Source organism: Leptospira perdikensis (genome assembly GCF_004769575.1).
In the GTDB taxonomy this organism is placed as follows: domain Bacteria; phylum Spirochaetota; class Leptospiria; order Leptospirales; family Leptospiraceae; genus Leptospira_A; species Leptospira_A perdikensis.
In genome coordinates, this window is the sequence record NZ_RQGA01000014.1 from 260,379 (window position 1) to 276,579 (window position 16,201).

Consider the following 16,201-nt stretch of genomic DNA (forward strand, 5'->3'; position numbering starts at 1 on the left):
CCAAACGACAGTTATGGAAATTTACCGGTCAATACAAAACCTCTTTCGCTTTGGAAACTCGAGGTTTGATGGGCCAGTGCTTTATGGGATTTTTTTTCTTTTTGGAATGGGAATTGTCATTATGTACAGCGCTTCTGTCATTCCCGCCGAACGAGAGTTTTCGGATTCTAATTATTACCTAAACAAACAACTTATTTGGGGAATACTTGGAATTTTTAGTTTTTTAGTTTTTAGCCAAATTCCCTATCAATTTTTAGTGCGTTGGTCTTTTGTATTTTCTGTCCTTAGTTTGTTATTGTTAATTTCTGTTTTTATTCCAGGCCTTGGAAAGTCTGTGGGAACTAGTTATGGAAGAAGTTTCAATCGTTGGATCCAAATTGGGGGAATTCAAATCCAACCCTCTGAATTTTCAAAGATTAGTATTTTACTTTTTTCTTCTTATTTCTTTTACAATTTTGATTTTAAAAAAGTAAAATGGGATAGAAAGAAGATTGTTTCGGTATTATTGATTTTTGCTACTTTAGTTCTTATTGTCATTGAACCTGCCTTTGGTACTACTATCGAACTTCTTCTCGTATTATTTTTCTTTGTCCTACTCGCTGGATTTCCGATGAAACGTCTTTTCATTCTTGGAGTATCGGTATTGCCGCTACTTGTAGTTCTTGTGACCCAAGTAGGATACCGTAAAAAACGTTTAGAGATTTGGCTTGATCCCTATAAATTTCGATTTGATGAAGGCCACCAACTGGTTACCAGTTTTCGAGCTTTTTTTGATGGCGGAAGTTTTGGGCGTCCCGTAGGTTCCGGTTATGCTCATCGGTATTTAGCCTATAGTCATACTGACTTTGTGATGGCATCCTTTGTGGAAGATTTTGGATTTTTAGGATTTTTATCTTTTCTTCTTGTGGTAATTTTTCTCCTGGTTCGCATCTATTTTTTACTGAAGCGTACAAAAGATAAACTTGGGTTCTTCTTAGGATCCGGGATTCTTATTTTATTTGGATTCCAAACGATTTTGAATCTTTTTGTTGTGACTGGAATTGTTCCTGTCACAGGTATTTCTCTTCCTTTTTTAAGTTACGGAGGATCCTCACTCATAACAATTTTTATCTTGTTCGGAATTCTTGCCAACATCACGAGTAAAGAGAATTTGGTATTATGAGTGGATCTGTTTTAATTGCAGCCGGCGGAACCGGTGGTCATATATCTCCCGGAGTTGCCCTTGCTGAAGTTTTGGCAGAAAAAATTTCTAACTTTGGGTTTGAGGCGGTCTATCTGCATTCCCTTGTGCGTAACAAAGACAATCCCGATCTTTTAAATCCACCCTGCACAGTACTTTGGCATAATGTCCCACAGTTAGGTGGTCTAAAAACCATTATTTATCCGTTTTTATTTCTGTTTCCTTTCATTAAAACCATTCTACTATTTCATAAATTAAAAGTTCGGGCCGTGATCGGAATGGGTGGGTATTCGAGCCTCCCATCCATCCTTTATGCGATTCTATTCAGAAAACAGTTGTATCTTTGTGAACAAAACTGTGTTCCAGGAAAAATCACTCGGATTTTTGCTAAGTTTTCTAAAAAAATTGCCTTTAGTTTTCCTTTGACTGAAGAGTATTCTATTTCCGGAAAAACCATTGGGAATCCAATCCGAAAACGTGTGATCCCTGAAACCTTAAACATCCGCCAAAATGAAAATCTACATGAAGGAAAAAAGAATACGGTTAATGTTCTTGTTCTCGGTGGATCCCAAGGTGCCAGACAACTAAACCAAATGATTCTCAAGACCATGGAAAATCCGGAAATTGCTTCCAAATATAAATTTCGACTCCTCACAGGTACTTCGTTATACGAAGAAACCAAAAATAAATCTGATGGAAATGCTGAAATTATATCCTATGCGAATGATATGAAACCCAATTACGAATGGGCCAATATCGTTGTGGCCAGATCAGGAGCAGGTGTTCTTGCGGAATGTTTAGTTTTTGGTTTACCGATGATTCTCATTCCTTATCCTTATGCTGCAGACAACCACCAAAAAGAAAATGCCAATTATATAGAATCACAAGGAGCAGCGGTATCTATCCATTCCACTTCGGATGATCCGACAAGACTTGTACAAATTCTACTCGGGTGGAAAGACCATTCAGAAATCCTCAGAGAAATGGGACATACATCTTTATCTCTCTCTAATGTGAATGCAGCTTACCAAACTGTTTCTTATTTTTTTTCTGACAAAGTTTGAAGTTTTAAACTGATGAAAGGTCCGATTTTATTTTTAGGAATTGGTGGAAGTGGGATGTCTAGTCTTGCGCATATGGCGCTTGATTTAAATATTCCGGTTCTTGGTTACGATCAAAAGAATTCAGAAACAACGGCATTTCTTGTAGAACGGGGAGCATCACTTCAGAATGATATTTCCAAAATTCCTTTAGACGGAATTGAAATGGTGGTTTATAGTTCTGCCATCAATGATAAACACAAACAAGTGTTTGATGAAATTAAGGGAAAGAACATTCCTCTTAAACATAGATCAGAGTTTATGCACCTGTTGGTTTCGAACCAACAATCCATATCTGTTGCGGGAAGCCATGGCAAAACTTCTACTACCACCATGGTCTCTCAAATCCTCTCAGAAGTCGGAATGGATCCCACAATTATGATTGGTGGTGATACAAGCCTTCTCGAAAAACGCGGAGGAAAAATCGGGAAGGGAACGTTTGCGGTTTATGAATCGGATGAATCGGATGGTACTTTCTTAAAACACAAAGCTTCCATTCGACTTTTAACAAATATTGACAATGACCATCTTGATTATTATAAAACAAGAGAACGTTTAGAGGACGCATTTTTCGAATATATGGCATTCGACAGCGATGGAATTGCTGTTTTATATGCCCATGATCCTGGAATTCGGGATGTGCTTTTACATAAAACTAAAAATATTTCCTTTTCGCCTAACTTTCATCTCTATCTTTGTATGGAAGAACCAGATACAAAATCCGACTGGTTTCTGAAACTCAAATCCAAACTAGCAGACCAACTCATTCCCGTTGTCTATCGAATTAAAGATGACACCTTAGAGTTTAATTTCGCTGAGTTCGGATTTCTTTCTTTAAACTTACCTTATCCAGGTATTCATTATCTGACCAATGGACTTGTTGCTGTGATCGGCGCTTATGTTTCGGGTGTTTCACCGAAACTGTCCACTGAAATTCTATCCCGTTATATCGGGGTGAAACGTAGACAAGAGGTTTTGGGGAATTGGAAAGGAATCACTGTTATGGATGACTATGGCCACCATCCCACAGAAATTGCCATGGTGATCCGATCTTTGCAAAACAAATTGAAATCGAAGGGAAGGCTTGTGGTTCTTTTCCAGCCACATCGTTATACCCGCACACAGTTGTTATTGGAAGATTTGGCTAAGTCTTTGGCAATAGCAGAAATTCTATTTTTGCTTCCTATCTATTCCGCAGGGGAGAGTCCGATACCGGGAATCTCTCATGAATCTTTTATTCCCTTCTTAAAGAAAGAAAACACCCAGTTTTTAGACGGAGTGATCGAAAAGGATTTGGTCTCCATCAAATCCAAATTAGAAACAGGAGACATGTTACTTTGTTTAGGTGCCGGAAATGTAAGAGATTGGGGACTTCAGTTACTAAAAAACTAAAAATCGCTGTTATTAAAGATCATGGAAGAGGGAACTTACATCTTCTAAAGTCCCCTTAAAATTCATATGCCCCATTTTCCTTCCCGGCTTAGCTTCCATTTTTCCATAAAGATGGAGTTGGTATCTATCATCTTTTAAAAGAGAACGAGCGATGGACAAACTTTCCGCATATTCATTTCCTAAAATATTTTTCATTAAGGTTGGCTTTGGCCTAACATCCGTTGGAGGTAGATTTCCCGTAATCGCCAAAACGTGCAATTGGAACTGGGAAAAACTTTGGCAGTCTTGAGTGAAATGGCCCGTATTATGGGGTCTTGGAGCAAATTCATTTAGATAAATTTGGTTCTCTTTTAAAAAGAATTCCACACCCATAGTGCCAACGTAACCCAATGATTCGGCAAGTTTGGAGGCCATCTTAATGGCTTCTAAATTAAGGCCAGTTGGAATTCTTGCTGGATAAATAGAAAGATCTAATATATGGTTTTTGTGTTCATTTTCCACAGCACCATAACAAACGATTTCACCGTTTTGAAAACGTGTGAGGATGATACTGATTTCTTTTTGAAAAGGAATAACTTCTTCTACAAGATATTCTTCCTCTCCTTTAAGAAAGGCATTTTCTAAAAATACTTTGTAATCTGTTTCATCCTTAATCTTCACCTGACCTTTTCCATCATACCCAAAACGAAGTGTTTTGATAATCCAGGGATAGGAAATGGCTATGTTAAATTTTGACGTTTCCTTCGTTAGATGAAAAAATTCTGCTGTTCGAAAACCTAATTTTCGAAAGTGAGACTTTTCCAAATACCGGTCTTGGGCAATGACAAGGGCCTTTGGTGGTGGGAAAATGGAGACATTTTTAGTCTCTGATTCCAAATATTCCAAGGTAGATTTAGGAATGTTTTCAAATTCAAAACTCAAAACATCAATTTTAGAAAGAAATGTTTTTAAGTCAGAGAGTGATTCGTAAGAACCAACTGTGGCAACTGCCCCCGCTTTTTCAGAAGGGGAATTTTTATCAGGAGAGTAACAAAAAAATTCATAACCGAGTGGCAGAGCTTCTAGACACATCATCTGACCCAACTGGCCTGAACCCAAAACGCCAATTTTTAAATTTTGAATTTCTTTAGAGGAGTTGGTCATTTTTAGATAGTGCTAACCTACGATTGTTGTCTGCATAAGATTCTAATTTTTGATGTAAAGAGGAATCAACTAAAGAGAGGATACGAACGGCAAGTAACCCTGCATTTGCGGCTCCACTGGTTCCAATGGCCAAGGTGGCAACAGGAACTCCTTTGGGCATTTGTACTATGGAAAGTAAACTATCCATTCCATTTAAAGCCTTAGATTGAACTGGAACACCTAACACGGGCAATGTTGTAAGAGAAGCAGTCATTCCTGGCAAATGGGCAGCACCTCCGGCACCAGCAATGATCACACCAAATCCATTTTGTTTTGCTGTTTTTGCAAACTCTACCATCCGTTCGGGAGAGCGGTGTGCTGACACAATTTCTTTTTCAAAAGGAATTCCAAACTCGGTCAAAATATCACAGGCTTCCTTCATGGTGTCCCAATCAGAATGTGATCCCATAATGACAGCTACTTTTGGTAGATTTGTAGGCATACGTTGAATCTAAGAATAGCCATTTCTTCATCAACCCTTAAATGTTTCTAAGGCCAACACAATTCTTTCCATTTTCATAGACCTTGATCCTTTCACAAGTATTACCGATTTTTTGGGCACATTCACTTTTACAAACTGAATGAGGTCTTCGACTTCAGTAAAACATTTGGCTCCGGTAACCTTTTTTACCATAGGTTTTGTCTCTTCGCCAAACCCAAGTAAGATTCCTTTTCCCATTTTCTGAATTTCCTTTCCCACTTCTTCATGGTAGTATTTTGAAAATTTCCCGAGTTCCTTCATAGAACCAAGAATCCAAACGATATTTTGATTTTTAGCAAATTGATCGGCTGCTCCGATACTTGATAACATTGATTCCGGATTGGCATTATAACAATCATCGATGATAGTAAAATATCCCTTGTTTAGATTTAATCTTTTGTCTGGACTTTTGTAATTTTGAATGGTCTTTATGATTTGTTCTGGTTCAATTTGGAAATGTTCTCCAACAGAAAGCATTCCTCGAACATTACTCAGAAGTTTTGATCCAGGAAGTTTCCAATGGATTTCCGTTGTTTTCCATTCCAGTAGAAATCCATTGGGTTCTACTTTCTTAACCTTTAACTCCGGTTTTTCTTTATGTTTCCAAATCACAAGATTGGTATTTTGTTTTTTTGTCCGTAGTTTCGCCCGATTTAAAAACTCTAAATCATCTGGTACAAAGAGAACGGATTTCTCTTTCATTCCATTGATAATATCGATTTTTTCTTCTGCGATTGCTTCTCTTGATTTAAGGTTTTCGATATGTGCTGAGCCAATATTGGTAATGAGCGCATGTGTAGGTTCTGCAATATGAGAGAGTCTTGCGATTTCACCTCTATGATTCATTCCCAACTCACAAATAACAACACGTGTTGATTCGGTAATACGAAACAAAGTAAAAGGAAGGCCAATTTCATTATTATAATTTTTTTCTGTAACTACAATGGATTTCGAATTTAAAAAACCAAATAATCCACCTAACAAATCCTTTGTTGTTGTTTTGCCGGAAGATCCTGTGACAGCAAGGAGAATAGGGGAAAATCGATTTCTGTGGTATTTTGCCAAAATACCGAGAGCTTGCAGAGTATCAGAAACCAAAATAGCTTTTTTCTTATCTAACTCAGACAAACGTTTAAGAATGGGATGATTTTTTTCACATAAAAATGCAAGGGCTCCTTTGGAAAGAGCATCGGGGATAAAATCATGTCCATCTCTTGTTCCCCTTAAAGGAATAAACAATGACCCCTGTTTGGTTTCAGCCGATGAGGTAGTGATCCACCGAAAGGTAGGATTTTCTCTCCGTTCCCAATGTGCATCCTTGGAAAACAAACTTAGAATAGTTGACAGGGAATATTCAAATGTTGCGATCATAGCTTCTACGCCAGTTTCTTTCAGAAAGAAAGATTTGGAAGAAAAAGATAAATGAAACGATCCAAAATCAAAACCATCCTGATCGGCCTAGGACGGATTTGTTCCGGTTTGGAATCGGACCCATTTCGAAAAAAACCCTGTACCCATATGGGAGTTTTACAATCCGAATGGGGAAAGGATCGGTTTGAATTGGTCCTAGGTTTGGATACAAAAGAAGAAAAATGCCAAGAATTCCAATCCCTCTGGAAAGCCGAAACAAAGCAGGTTTCTCCTGACCCTTCAAAGTCAGAATTTCCAAAGAATATTCAATTGGCAGTGATATCCACTCCAAGCGCTTTCCATGAAGACTGGGCCAAACACTGCATTCGTTCGGGAATCCCAAATCTACTCATAGAAAAACCAGTGGCACTGACAAAAGCCGGTGCAAAAAGAATCCATACACTTGCCAAAAAACACAAAACTCGGGTTTGGATCAACCATGAGAGGCGTTACCATCCAAGTTACCAATATGTCAAAGACCAACTAATCAAAGGAAATTTGGGAAACCTAAAGTCCATCCGTGCATCTGTTTTCACTTCCGCCAAAAACCCTGGGTTTGCTTTTTCCAAATTGGGTGGCGGACCACTCCTACATGATGGGACCCATGCAGTAGACCTCATCCATTGGTTTCTCGGAAAACCGAAGTTAGTGGATGCAAAATTGGAACGACCAAAAAAAGGGTCTGTAGAATCAAGAGCCGTGGCTTGGTTACAAACCAAAACAGGTGTGGAAATTTTTTTAGATGTATCTGGTGGGCGCGACTATTTTCAATTTGAGCTCGATCTACATACCGATACACACAGGATCATTTGTTCCAATGATGGGTTTCAGTTTTATTTATCCGAAACTTCGAAGTTATACAAAGGGTTTCGTAGTTTGGTTCCTTACGAACCTAAACAATTTCCAAAACCGGAAACTTCGAATGCATTTTTAGGTATTTATGAAGAAATTTCTCAGGTGATTGCAGGGAAAAAACAAACGTTAGAAGGAACTTTATCTGACAATATCGAGATTCTAGATTTGATAGAATCTATTTATAGGCGAAAACAATGAACTCTAAACAAAATCGGTCTGTTTCTATTTATTTTTTTGTATTACGAACTTGGCTTGAATATCTGGTCATTTCCAAAATCAAAAAAAAGTTCCAAACAAAAAGTCGATATGAAACAAGTCGAATTCAGTTTCTAAAACGAAAAGGAAAGGAAACAAAAAACCTTTTTTTTCAACTAGGTGGTGTTTATATCAAAATCGGACAGTTTGTCAGTAACTTGTTCCATGTTTTACCTGAAGAGTTTTTATGGGAACTCCAAGATCTCCAAGATAAAATCCCACCTAGAGAATTTGAAGACATCAACAAACGTTGGCTTAGTGATTACAAAAAATCCATGACGGAAATTTTTACGGACTTAGATAAAACCTCCTATGCCAGTGCTTCCACAGCCCAAGTCCATATTGGTTATTACAATGATAAAAAAGTCGCAATCAAAACTCTTTACCCAGGCATTGAAGAAGATGCTTCACGGGATTTAAAAACCATATCCAGGATCCTTTGGCTCATCGACCGTTTTGTATTTAAAATTTCCGCAAAAGAAGTAAATGAACAACTACATTCCATGATTCGGTCGGAGCTTGATCTTCGAAGCGAACTTAAAAATCTCAAATATACCAAGCAACTATTTGCTTTGGAAAAGGATTTTTTCTTTCCTAATCCCATCGACGAACTTTGTAACAAACACACTCTGGTTACCGAGTTTGTAGAAGGAAAAAAAATATATGAGCTGGGAAATTTTGAATCACATACAAAAAAGAATCCAAATTTAGAAAAGTTGGTTCGTGCTTATATCTTAATGATTTTTGAATACCGATTCTTTCACGCAGATCCACATCCTGGAAATTTAATTTTTATGGAGAGTGGAGAACTTTGTTTTATCGACTTCGGTGCAGTCCAATCCATTTCAGAAGAAGAAACTCGCATTTTAGAAAGAATATTAATTGGTGCTATGCGAAAAGATTACCACTTAATTACAGAATCATTATTTGAACTGGGAGCTGTTACTGAGTCCTTATCTAAAGAGGAACTTATTCAAATTGTTAAATATTCCTTAGAGAAACTCAATCGAATTCTAGATTCCACAAACCACTTCCGTAATATTGGTTTAGATACTCTTCGTCCAGCAGAAGACTTACGATTTCTAAAAGAAATCCAAGTAAGCTTAAAACGACTGCTTTCTAGTCTCAAACTACCACCAAATTTTTTAAGTCTCCACCGCGTACTCGCTTTGTTACTTGGAAACTCCTCCTATTTAGATCCAACACGTTCCATGATTGATTACGCAGAGAAACCATTTTCCCAAATTGTTTTAAAAGGCAGTTCTTTAAAAAAACTTTGGAAAGATGAAGGAGAAGAATTCATTACAAGTCTTTTTTCCTTACCAAAAGAATTCAATGAGTTCCTATACAAATGGAACCGAGGAGAGTTTCAAACCCCTGATTCTACCAGGAAAGAGGAACTTCGGTTGAAAGAGATTTTTACCTTTGGAGCCCTGGGTTCGATATTTTTCTTTTTCGGAATGTATTATTCTGAAAAATTATGGAAAGAACCAAGCATATTATTTTATATACTATCAGGACTTAGTTTTTGGACTTTAGCCAAATCAAGTCTAAGTTATTGGAAACAAAAATAAACGGACTTTCTCTAATTTATGAATCTACCTAAAACCCCATTTTTTTCGGTCTTTAAACCAAGATATCTTGCCTTCGTTGCTTTTGGACTTTTTTTAGATTTGTCATCCAAATACATCATCATCACTAAAATGTTTGCTCAGGAAAGTATCCCCGTGTTAGGTGATTTTTTTAGACTTTCTTTAACCTTTAACACTGGGTTTGTTTTTGGACTTTTTCAAGACAATGCACTCCCATCTCTTTTTGCTACAGGTTTTGCGATTGTATTTTTAATTTTCTATCGTTGGCAAAATGCTGATTTAGGAAACGCATGGGGTTGGAATTTTGTTATGGCAGGGGCCTTTGGAAACTTTTCCGATAAGTTCTTTGTTAAAATTCCTGGTGTTGGTTTTCGATTTGGATTCACCCCTGAAAAACCAGGAATTGAATACATTGGAGTGGTCGATTTTTTAGACTTTGAATGGCCTGATTTTTTACTTTTTGATCGTTGGCCAGCATTCAATGTTGCAGACTCTTGTGTTTCTATTGGAATTGTAATCCTTCTTTTGACTATGGATTGGAAAGAATTAGATAAAAAGTAAAATCAAATCTATTGGGGCCTTTTAAAACAAAAGGTCTCTTTTCGAGAAGTTATTTATAATAAATAACTTCTCATCACATTTACTGACAAAGTTTTTAATACATCTTTGTCTTCTTCACTTTTCCCAACTTTCCAATTGATCCCCGACGGAGAAGCATAAAGGCTTCTTGCAGGTTTTCCATCCGATGGCCCACAAACACGAATTAAATGAACAGATTTTTCTTTTGCAAGTGATTCAAAATAGGTCAAATCTTCTTCATAAGATCTTTTTTCATCAGCATAGGATAAATAAAAAATAATTTCGATATCTTCTTTTTTAAATTCTTTCCAGATCGATTCATTTTCTAAATCTTCACCGACAAGAAGTCCAAAACGTAGCCCACCCATAATAAAAATAGATTCTGTTTTTCCCGGTACAACACCTGGTTCCTTCGATGTGGATGGAGATTTTTTTTCATAAAAATCAACTAGGACTAGAGATTGAACAATTGGCAGAGCGGATACAAGATGACCTTCTTCATTTTTACGATAATGACTTCCACCAAGAATCACTCCTGGAAAACTTTCAGAAATTTCTAATATCTGGTCTTGGTATTCCTTTTCATGTTTGGTTGCATTTTCTGGCGATTCACTTTGAAAGAAATGGGGAAATCCTTCGGGTAAAAGTAAAAAATGTGCCTTACTTTGTTGGATTTTAGAAATTTCCTCAGGACTAATGCGTTTGTGAAGGTTCTTTTGATAAATTGCGATTTTGATGACTGCCATTAGAAAGGATCCCCGGCTGGTAATATGTCATCATCCAGAGGATCATCCGAACTGTCATTTTTTTCATTAGAAGCAGAACCGTTACCATTTTCTAAACTTTCTGAATCATCATTCGTTTTTGTGGAAGTTGGTTCCAAAGCTTCTTTTTCCAAATCGGCAAGTTCTGTTCCATTAGAATCCGGAGTATCATTTCCAAGTTCCACACCAAATGAAGATTTCATTTGTTCGGGAGTGAGTTCAACAAGCCCACCAAATAAATCCCCAGTTTCAATACGATCATAAAGTGCCATTAGGTAACAATACGCTTCCATAATGCATTGTTTGACTGGTTTTTTATTGAGTCGTTTTCGTGACTCCATAGAATCTAAAGTCAAAACATCATTCATGTTGGCCACGATTTCCTTTTTGCTTTTCATATCTTTGATAAGCACGAGTAGAGAATCTCTGGACTTCAAACTGAATTCTTTAATGGCCATCCTGACCGTCCTAGATTGGCCAGTTCGTTTTTGTTCGATTCCCGTCAGTTTTTTAGATGCCTCAATGTAGTTGGCACCTGGATTTGCTTTGTGTTTATCTAACTCTCTAAGGATATCGTTATAAATTCGAAACTGGTCGATGATGGTTCTTGTACCTTCATATATATCTAACATCTTTTGACGATAGTCGACCTTCACTCCATTCACTGACCCCGGTTTGATGTCGATTTTCTTTGTTGTCATTACAAAGGAATATTCATCATCAAATTCAAAAAAATAAAACAATGCCAACAAGGCTTTGTCCGAATCGGGAATATTTGCATATTCATTTTTCGGATCAAATTTTTTGCGAAGTTTGGGAAGAGAATACATCTGCATCAGACGAAGACCATATGCTTGTTCTTTAGAAAGAGGAATTTCATCCTCTTTTTTATCCTCATCTTTCGTTTCGTCTTCTTTTTTGTCTTCTTTGGTTTCTAATTGTTTTCCACCAGGAACGTTTTCCCCAGATTTTCTTTGTCCTGGTCGTTCCTCTGGAAGAATTCCAAGTAAATTCTCCATATAACGGGAGATTAGTGGTATGTTCTTATTTTCTGCACGAAGAACAACAAGATATAGTCTGTCAAAAAAACCATCAAAGAGAGTATCAATTTCTTGTGTTACCTTTCTCTTCTTATTGGCATAAATCATAGAAGGTTTGCCTTCTAGTTTTTGTAATTCATCGTAAGCCTGGGAAAAAGATTTTTTCAATGTCTCTTGGTAAGGATAAAGGATATACATTCTTTTAAAAAGAGCATAAATAGGGTTACGTACTCTTTCAATCGCAACAGGGGATTCTGGTGCTACCATGATGGGATCTGTGATATCTGTTAGTTCAGGGCCATTGTAGAGTTTTTGTCCCATCGCAAGAAGTTCTACAAGAAGTGGATTGATTCGATCTAGAGCTTTACTAAGTTGAGGAGAGTATTGTTGGTTGGCTAAAAGTTCATTTCCGCTATATTGTAGTTCAATTAAGGCCTGTTTGGCGCGGATACTGAAATCATGCATAAACTTGGGAGTGAGATCACTGGATCCAAAAGGAGTAACACGAGCGAGCCAACATTTGAGTTTGATTCCAAATCGTGCGGAAAAACTGCTAATTTCTTTTTCATACTGAGCTTTTGAATCTGCTTGTGATTTTGCATTTCCCGAATCAGATTTGTTTTGGTTTCCACCTCGGTTTCCTGACCGGCTATCATCCCCACCACGAGATACTGTGCTTTGACGCACCTTTGGTTCTGGGCGGTTCTTTTTGCTATCGTCTTCTTTCTGTGGTTGTTTTTCTTTTACAATTTCCCCACCGGCACTGACAAACTTATTGAACATATCCTTTCTTGCAGAATCATCCAGTTTCCCAACGCCAATTGCCCGTTTCGTATTATCAAAATCGCCCATAATTTACTATCGTTCCAATTCCTCAATATGGGAATTCAATTTCTTACAAAAAGCAATTTTTAGTGGATTCCCCGGTTTTTCCCAAAAGATTGGAGTCCAAAAGGGAAATACACCATGGCTGAATACATCCTGTCCGAAGATCTGAAAGAAGCGGTCCAAGTGGCGGAAATTACAAAACGACCACTCCTCCTGAAAGGGGAACCGGGAACTGGGAAAACCCTTCTCGCAAGTTTCCTTGCGGAAACCAAAAAACTCCCGTTCTACCGTTGGCATATAAAATCCACAAGTTTGGCCAAAGAGGGTTTATACTTTTATGATGCAGTTTCCCGGCTCAACGATTCTCGATTTCCGGAAGAAGAAGCCATGCTCCGAGTGAGAGAAGTCAAAAATTACATTCGGTTGGGAGCCCTAGGGGAGGCCTTTTCCCAAAAGAATAAAGCCGTCGTCCTTATCGACGAAATCGATAAAGCAGATATCGAATTTCCGAACGACTTACTTTTGGAATTAGACAAAATGGAATTTTTCATTCCCGAAACCAAAGAACATATCGTTGCGGAGGAAAGACCGATTGTCATCATTACTTCCAATAATGAAAAAGAACTCCCGGATGCTTTCTTAAGACGTTGTATCTTTCATTATATCGAATTTCCAAAAAGGGAAGCTATGAAAGAAATCATAAAAGCCCATTATCCCTCTATCGAAACCGAGTTTATGGAAAAAGCTTTGGCGATGTTTTATTCCATTCGTAAAATAGAGAGCCTTAGAAAAAAACCTTCCACAAGTGAACTTTTGGATTGGATTCAAGTTTTGCTTGTTTCTGGAGAAACTTTGGATTCTAGTAAAATTCCTTTTGCAGGAACCTTATTTAAATCCGAAGAAGATTATCGAGTCCATTTGAACTAATATGTTTTTAGATTTTTTTTATAATCTACGAAGTGAGTCAGTTCCTTGTTCTACGGGAGAGTTGATCGCCTTTCTTGCGAGTCTGCGAAAACTAACAGACCCTTCCGGTTATATGAATTTGGACAAACTTTACCGAGTGGGTCGACTCAACTTTGTCAAAGATCTAAAATTTTATGATAATTATGACCTTGCTTTTTCCAAAACCTTTGGGAGTTGGAAAGAAGAAAGGATTCAGTTTAGAGACACACTTTTCGAGTGGTTAGAAGAAAATATTCCCAAACACCTCAGTGATTCCGAAAAATTAAACGCACCTCATTTGAGTATGGAAGAGGTGATTGAAGAATTAAAAAAACGTTTAGCAGAACAAAAAGAACGACATGACGGCGGAAACAAATGGGTGGGAACTTCCGGAACTTCCCCCTTTGGTAACTCTGGTTTCAACCCAAATGGAATCTCCATTGGTGGAAATACCGAAGGAGAAGGAAGTCGTTCCGGAGTGAGTTTGTGGAACGAAAGAAAGTACAAAGCCTACCGTGAGGACCAAATCCTCGATACAAGATCAATACAACTTGCTCTCAAAGAACTTCGGTTTTTAAAAAAAGAGGGGAGGCGCGAACTTCATGTAGACAAAACCATTGATAGAACTTGCGAAAATGGTGGTGAAATCGAACTGGTCGAAGAAAGGGAACGCAAAAACTCACTTCGTTTAGTACTCATTATGGACATCGGGGGAAGTATGACCCCACATTCCGACCGCGTGAGTAAACTATTCAGTGCCAGCCGCGGACTTTACCATTTCAAAGAAGTTCATAATTACTTTTTTCATAATATCTTTCATGAATATCTATATGCCGATCATGAATTCCAAACGAGAATATCCCTAAAACAGTTTGAAGAAAAATTTCGTAAAAATACAAAACTCATTTTTGTGGGAGATGCCTATATGGCACCTTACGAACTGATGGGAACACCTTACAATCCTTATGCGTATAACCGGGCAAATCCAGATGAAAAACAGAGAAAGGCCAAAAGTGGGCTTGAATCGCTAAAGGAACTTATTGGATATTTTCCAGAATCCGTTTGGCTCAATCCGGAACCCAAACGGTTTTGGGGAGCACCAACCATTGAAGCCATTGAAGATGTAATTTCTATGTTTCCTCTCACCATTGAAGGTTTGCGAAAGGCAGTAAAAACTCTGACTTGAAATCGAATTCCGTAGCAATTCTCATTGATTTTCAGAGCCTTTTAACCGTTAATCATACCAAATGATCAACCAAATATCCCTGTCCAGTGTGGTCATTTTTCTAATCAATATTCTAACTCTAGGTTTTTATTATTCTTTCTACCGATTTCACTTTTACCGATTTACTGAATCCTTTTTACAATATACCGCCTTTGCCTTTTCATTTTTTAGTGCCGGTGTGGCGATTGGATTACAAGCCCTATTAATTAATGGCCTTCCGTTTAATGGACCCTATTGGAATGCATTTATTTTATCATCGTTTATTGAAGAATTTGCAAAATTACTTGGGATTTATCTTTTTTTCCGGAAAAACCAAGATGAGTTTACTGTCACAGATGGAATCTTTTATGGTTTAGTGTTAGGTGGTGGATTTGGGTTTGTTGAAAACATTTTGTATTTTATCAATACTGGTCTTTGGTCCCAAGTGCTCCGTTCGATTACCGCATTACCCATTCATATGATGAATGGAGGAATCATTGGAGCTTATCTAATGATGTTTCTGTTTCATAAAAATCCAATTTTTAAATGGGGAAAATTATCCTTTGGATTTTTTGTTTGTGTTGGCATTCATGGTTTGTACAACCTTGCGATTTCACAAGAACTCAACTTACTTTTGATTCTTCCGATTTGTATCTTATCTCTTTTCTTTTTATTAGAACTGACGATTGCGAAATCGAGAATCCTTGTTCCTGGACATATTTTAAAACTGATGAATATGAATATGGAACAATATGAAATTCTGAGCCGCCATAATAGGCACGAAGGTTGGATTCAAAACATTCAAAAACATATATCCACTTCGGGAATCAAACTTTTACAATACCCAAACCTTCGTCATTCGATCTTGACAATTTTCTTTTTGGTTCCCGGGATATTATCCCTATTTCTATTGTACAATTCTCCAGGATGGATTTCTCAAAAATTTCCAGACTTAGCACTACAAGATTATTTTGCTCTTTTTTTTATTTATCCTTCCATACTTTCTTTGATGTTTTTCTTTGCTGGAATATTAAATCCATATTTTTTTCGAGATCGAATGCTCGCTGTCCCTTTGTTTAGTTCCGTTGATTTACACACAGACGGAGCTGAAGAAAACTCAGCTATCTTTCATATCCAAGCCAATATGTTTTATCTTCCGACCTCACAAATGTACCCGGACGATACAAAAGTAAAATTTGACCTTTGGATTGGTTTGGATTGTTTTGTCGGACTTTCAGGTACGATTATTTGGTGTAAAGAAAACGAAGAAGGAAACTGCGGGGCGATGTGTCAGCTAGATCAAATTCCATTTTTGTTTTTAATCAAATGGCACTATCTAAGATTTAGACAAAACTTCAAAAACCTATTCTTACGAAGAGCTATGGTTTGATTTT

14 protein-coding genes are annotated in these 16,201 nt (G+C 37.4%); 9 read left to right on the forward strand and 5 right to left on the reverse strand.

Annotated elements, in window-relative coordinates:
• Positions 1 to 13 precede the first annotated feature (13 nt).
• The 3 genes from EHQ49_RS14025 to murC are packed head-to-tail and all read left to right on the forward strand — an operon-like array spanning position 14 to position 3,672.
• Positions 14 to 1,162 carry an FtsW/RodA/SpoVE family cell cycle protein gene (locus EHQ49_RS14025; RefSeq protein WP_135580289.1) on the forward strand — a complete coding sequence of 383 codons (1,149 nt, stop codon included), beginning with the start codon at positions 14 to 16 and terminating at the stop codon, positions 1,160 to 1,162.
• On the forward strand, positions 1,159 to 2,244 hold the full coding sequence (locus EHQ49_RS14030) for a UDP-N-acetylglucosamine--N-acetylmuramyl-(pentapeptide) pyrophosphoryl-undecaprenol N-acetylglucosamine transferase (protein WP_135580290.1): 1,086 nt from the start codon (positions 1,159 to 1,161) through the stop codon (positions 2,242 to 2,244). The genes EHQ49_RS14025 and EHQ49_RS14030 overlap by 4 nt, the downstream gene beginning before the upstream one ends.
• Before the next feature lie 12 nt (positions 2,245 to 2,256).
• A complete protein-coding gene (gene murC / locus EHQ49_RS14035) occupies positions 2,257 to 3,672 on the forward strand; it encodes a UDP-N-acetylmuramate--L-alanine ligase (RefSeq protein ID WP_135580291.1) in 1,416 nt (471 codons plus the stop codon).
• Between the two features lie 12 nt (positions 3,673 to 3,684).
• Here the strand turns inward: murC and EHQ49_RS14040 are convergent, their stop codons facing one another.
• From EHQ49_RS14040 to EHQ49_RS14050, 3 genes are read right to left on the reverse strand one after another with little or no spacing between them, the layout of a single operon-like run.
• The gene (locus EHQ49_RS14040) at positions 3,685 to 4,815 is read right to left on the reverse strand and encodes a 5-(carboxyamino)imidazole ribonucleotide synthase (RefSeq protein ID WP_135580292.1); all 1,131 of its coding nucleotides are present in this window, start codon (positions 4,813 to 4,815) and stop codon (positions 3,685 to 3,687) included.
• On the reverse strand, positions 4,799 to 5,296 hold the full coding sequence (gene purE / locus EHQ49_RS14045; protein ID WP_135580293.1) for a 5-(carboxyamino)imidazole ribonucleotide mutase: 498 nt from the start codon (positions 5,294 to 5,296) through the stop codon (positions 4,799 to 4,801). Before purE ends, EHQ49_RS14040 begins: the two co-directional genes overlap by 17 nt.
• A 30-nt stretch (positions 5,297 to 5,326) precedes the next feature.
• The gene (locus tag EHQ49_RS14050) at positions 5,327 to 6,706 is read right to left on the reverse strand and encodes a UDP-N-acetylmuramoyl-tripeptide--D-alanyl-D-alanine ligase (protein WP_135580294.1); all 1,380 of its coding nucleotides are present in this window, start codon (positions 6,704 to 6,706) and stop codon (positions 5,327 to 5,329) included.
• Between the two features lie 51 nt (positions 6,707 to 6,757).
• On the opposite strand from EHQ49_RS14050, the gene EHQ49_RS14055 reads away from it, so the two are divergent.
• The 3 genes from EHQ49_RS14055 to EHQ49_RS14065 are packed head-to-tail and all read left to right on the forward strand — an operon-like array spanning position 6,758 to position 10,008.
• Positions 6,758 to 7,798 carry a Gfo/Idh/MocA family oxidoreductase gene (locus EHQ49_RS14055; protein WP_135580295.1) on the forward strand — a complete coding sequence of 347 codons (1,041 nt, stop codon included), beginning with the start codon at positions 6,758 to 6,760 and terminating at the stop codon, positions 7,796 to 7,798.
• A complete protein-coding gene (locus EHQ49_RS14060) occupies positions 7,795 to 9,429 on the forward strand; it encodes an ABC1 kinase family protein (protein ID WP_135580296.1) in 1,635 nt (544 codons plus the stop codon). Before EHQ49_RS14055 ends, EHQ49_RS14060 begins: the two co-directional genes overlap by 4 nt.
• An 18-nt stretch (positions 9,430 to 9,447) precedes the next feature.
• Entirely contained in the window at positions 9,448 to 10,008 is a 561-nt protein-coding gene (locus tag EHQ49_RS14065; protein WP_135580297.1) for a lipoprotein signal peptidase, read from the forward strand.
• Between the two features lie 53 nt (positions 10,009 to 10,061).
• Here the strand turns inward: EHQ49_RS14065 and EHQ49_RS14070 are convergent, their stop codons facing one another.
• Both EHQ49_RS14070 and EHQ49_RS14075 read right to left on the reverse strand, forming a co-directional pair.
• Complete coding sequence (locus tag EHQ49_RS14070; RefSeq protein ID WP_135580298.1) at positions 10,062 to 10,772, reverse strand: carbon-nitrogen hydrolase family protein; 711 nt, start codon at positions 10,770 to 10,772, stop codon at positions 10,062 to 10,064.
• Positions 10,772 to 12,682: a hypothetical protein gene (locus EHQ49_RS14075; protein ID WP_135580299.1), complete on the reverse strand. Its 1,911-nt coding sequence runs from the start codon at positions 12,680 to 12,682 to the stop codon at positions 10,772 to 10,774. The genes EHQ49_RS14070 and EHQ49_RS14075 overlap by 1 nt, the downstream gene beginning before the upstream one ends.
• Positions 12,683 to 12,796: 114 nt before the next feature.
• On the opposite strand from EHQ49_RS14075, the gene EHQ49_RS14080 reads away from it, so the two are divergent.
• From EHQ49_RS14080 to EHQ49_RS14090, 3 genes are all read left to right on the forward strand, one after another.
• Positions 12,797 to 13,585: an AAA family ATPase gene (locus EHQ49_RS14080; RefSeq protein WP_135580300.1), complete on the forward strand. Its 789-nt coding sequence runs from the start codon at positions 12,797 to 12,799 to the stop codon at positions 13,583 to 13,585.
• Position 13,586: 1 nt separating this feature from the next.
• Positions 13,587 to 14,789, forward strand: a complete 1,203-nt coding sequence (locus tag EHQ49_RS14085; protein WP_135580301.1) for a VWA domain-containing protein — start codon at positions 13,587 to 13,589, stop codon at positions 14,787 to 14,789.
• 61 nt (positions 14,790 to 14,850) lie between these two features.
• Positions 14,851 to 16,197: a PrsW family glutamic-type intramembrane protease gene (locus tag EHQ49_RS14090; protein ID WP_135580302.1), complete on the forward strand. Its 1,347-nt coding sequence runs from the start codon at positions 14,851 to 14,853 to the stop codon at positions 16,195 to 16,197.
• Positions 16,198 to 16,201 lie beyond the last annotated feature (4 nt).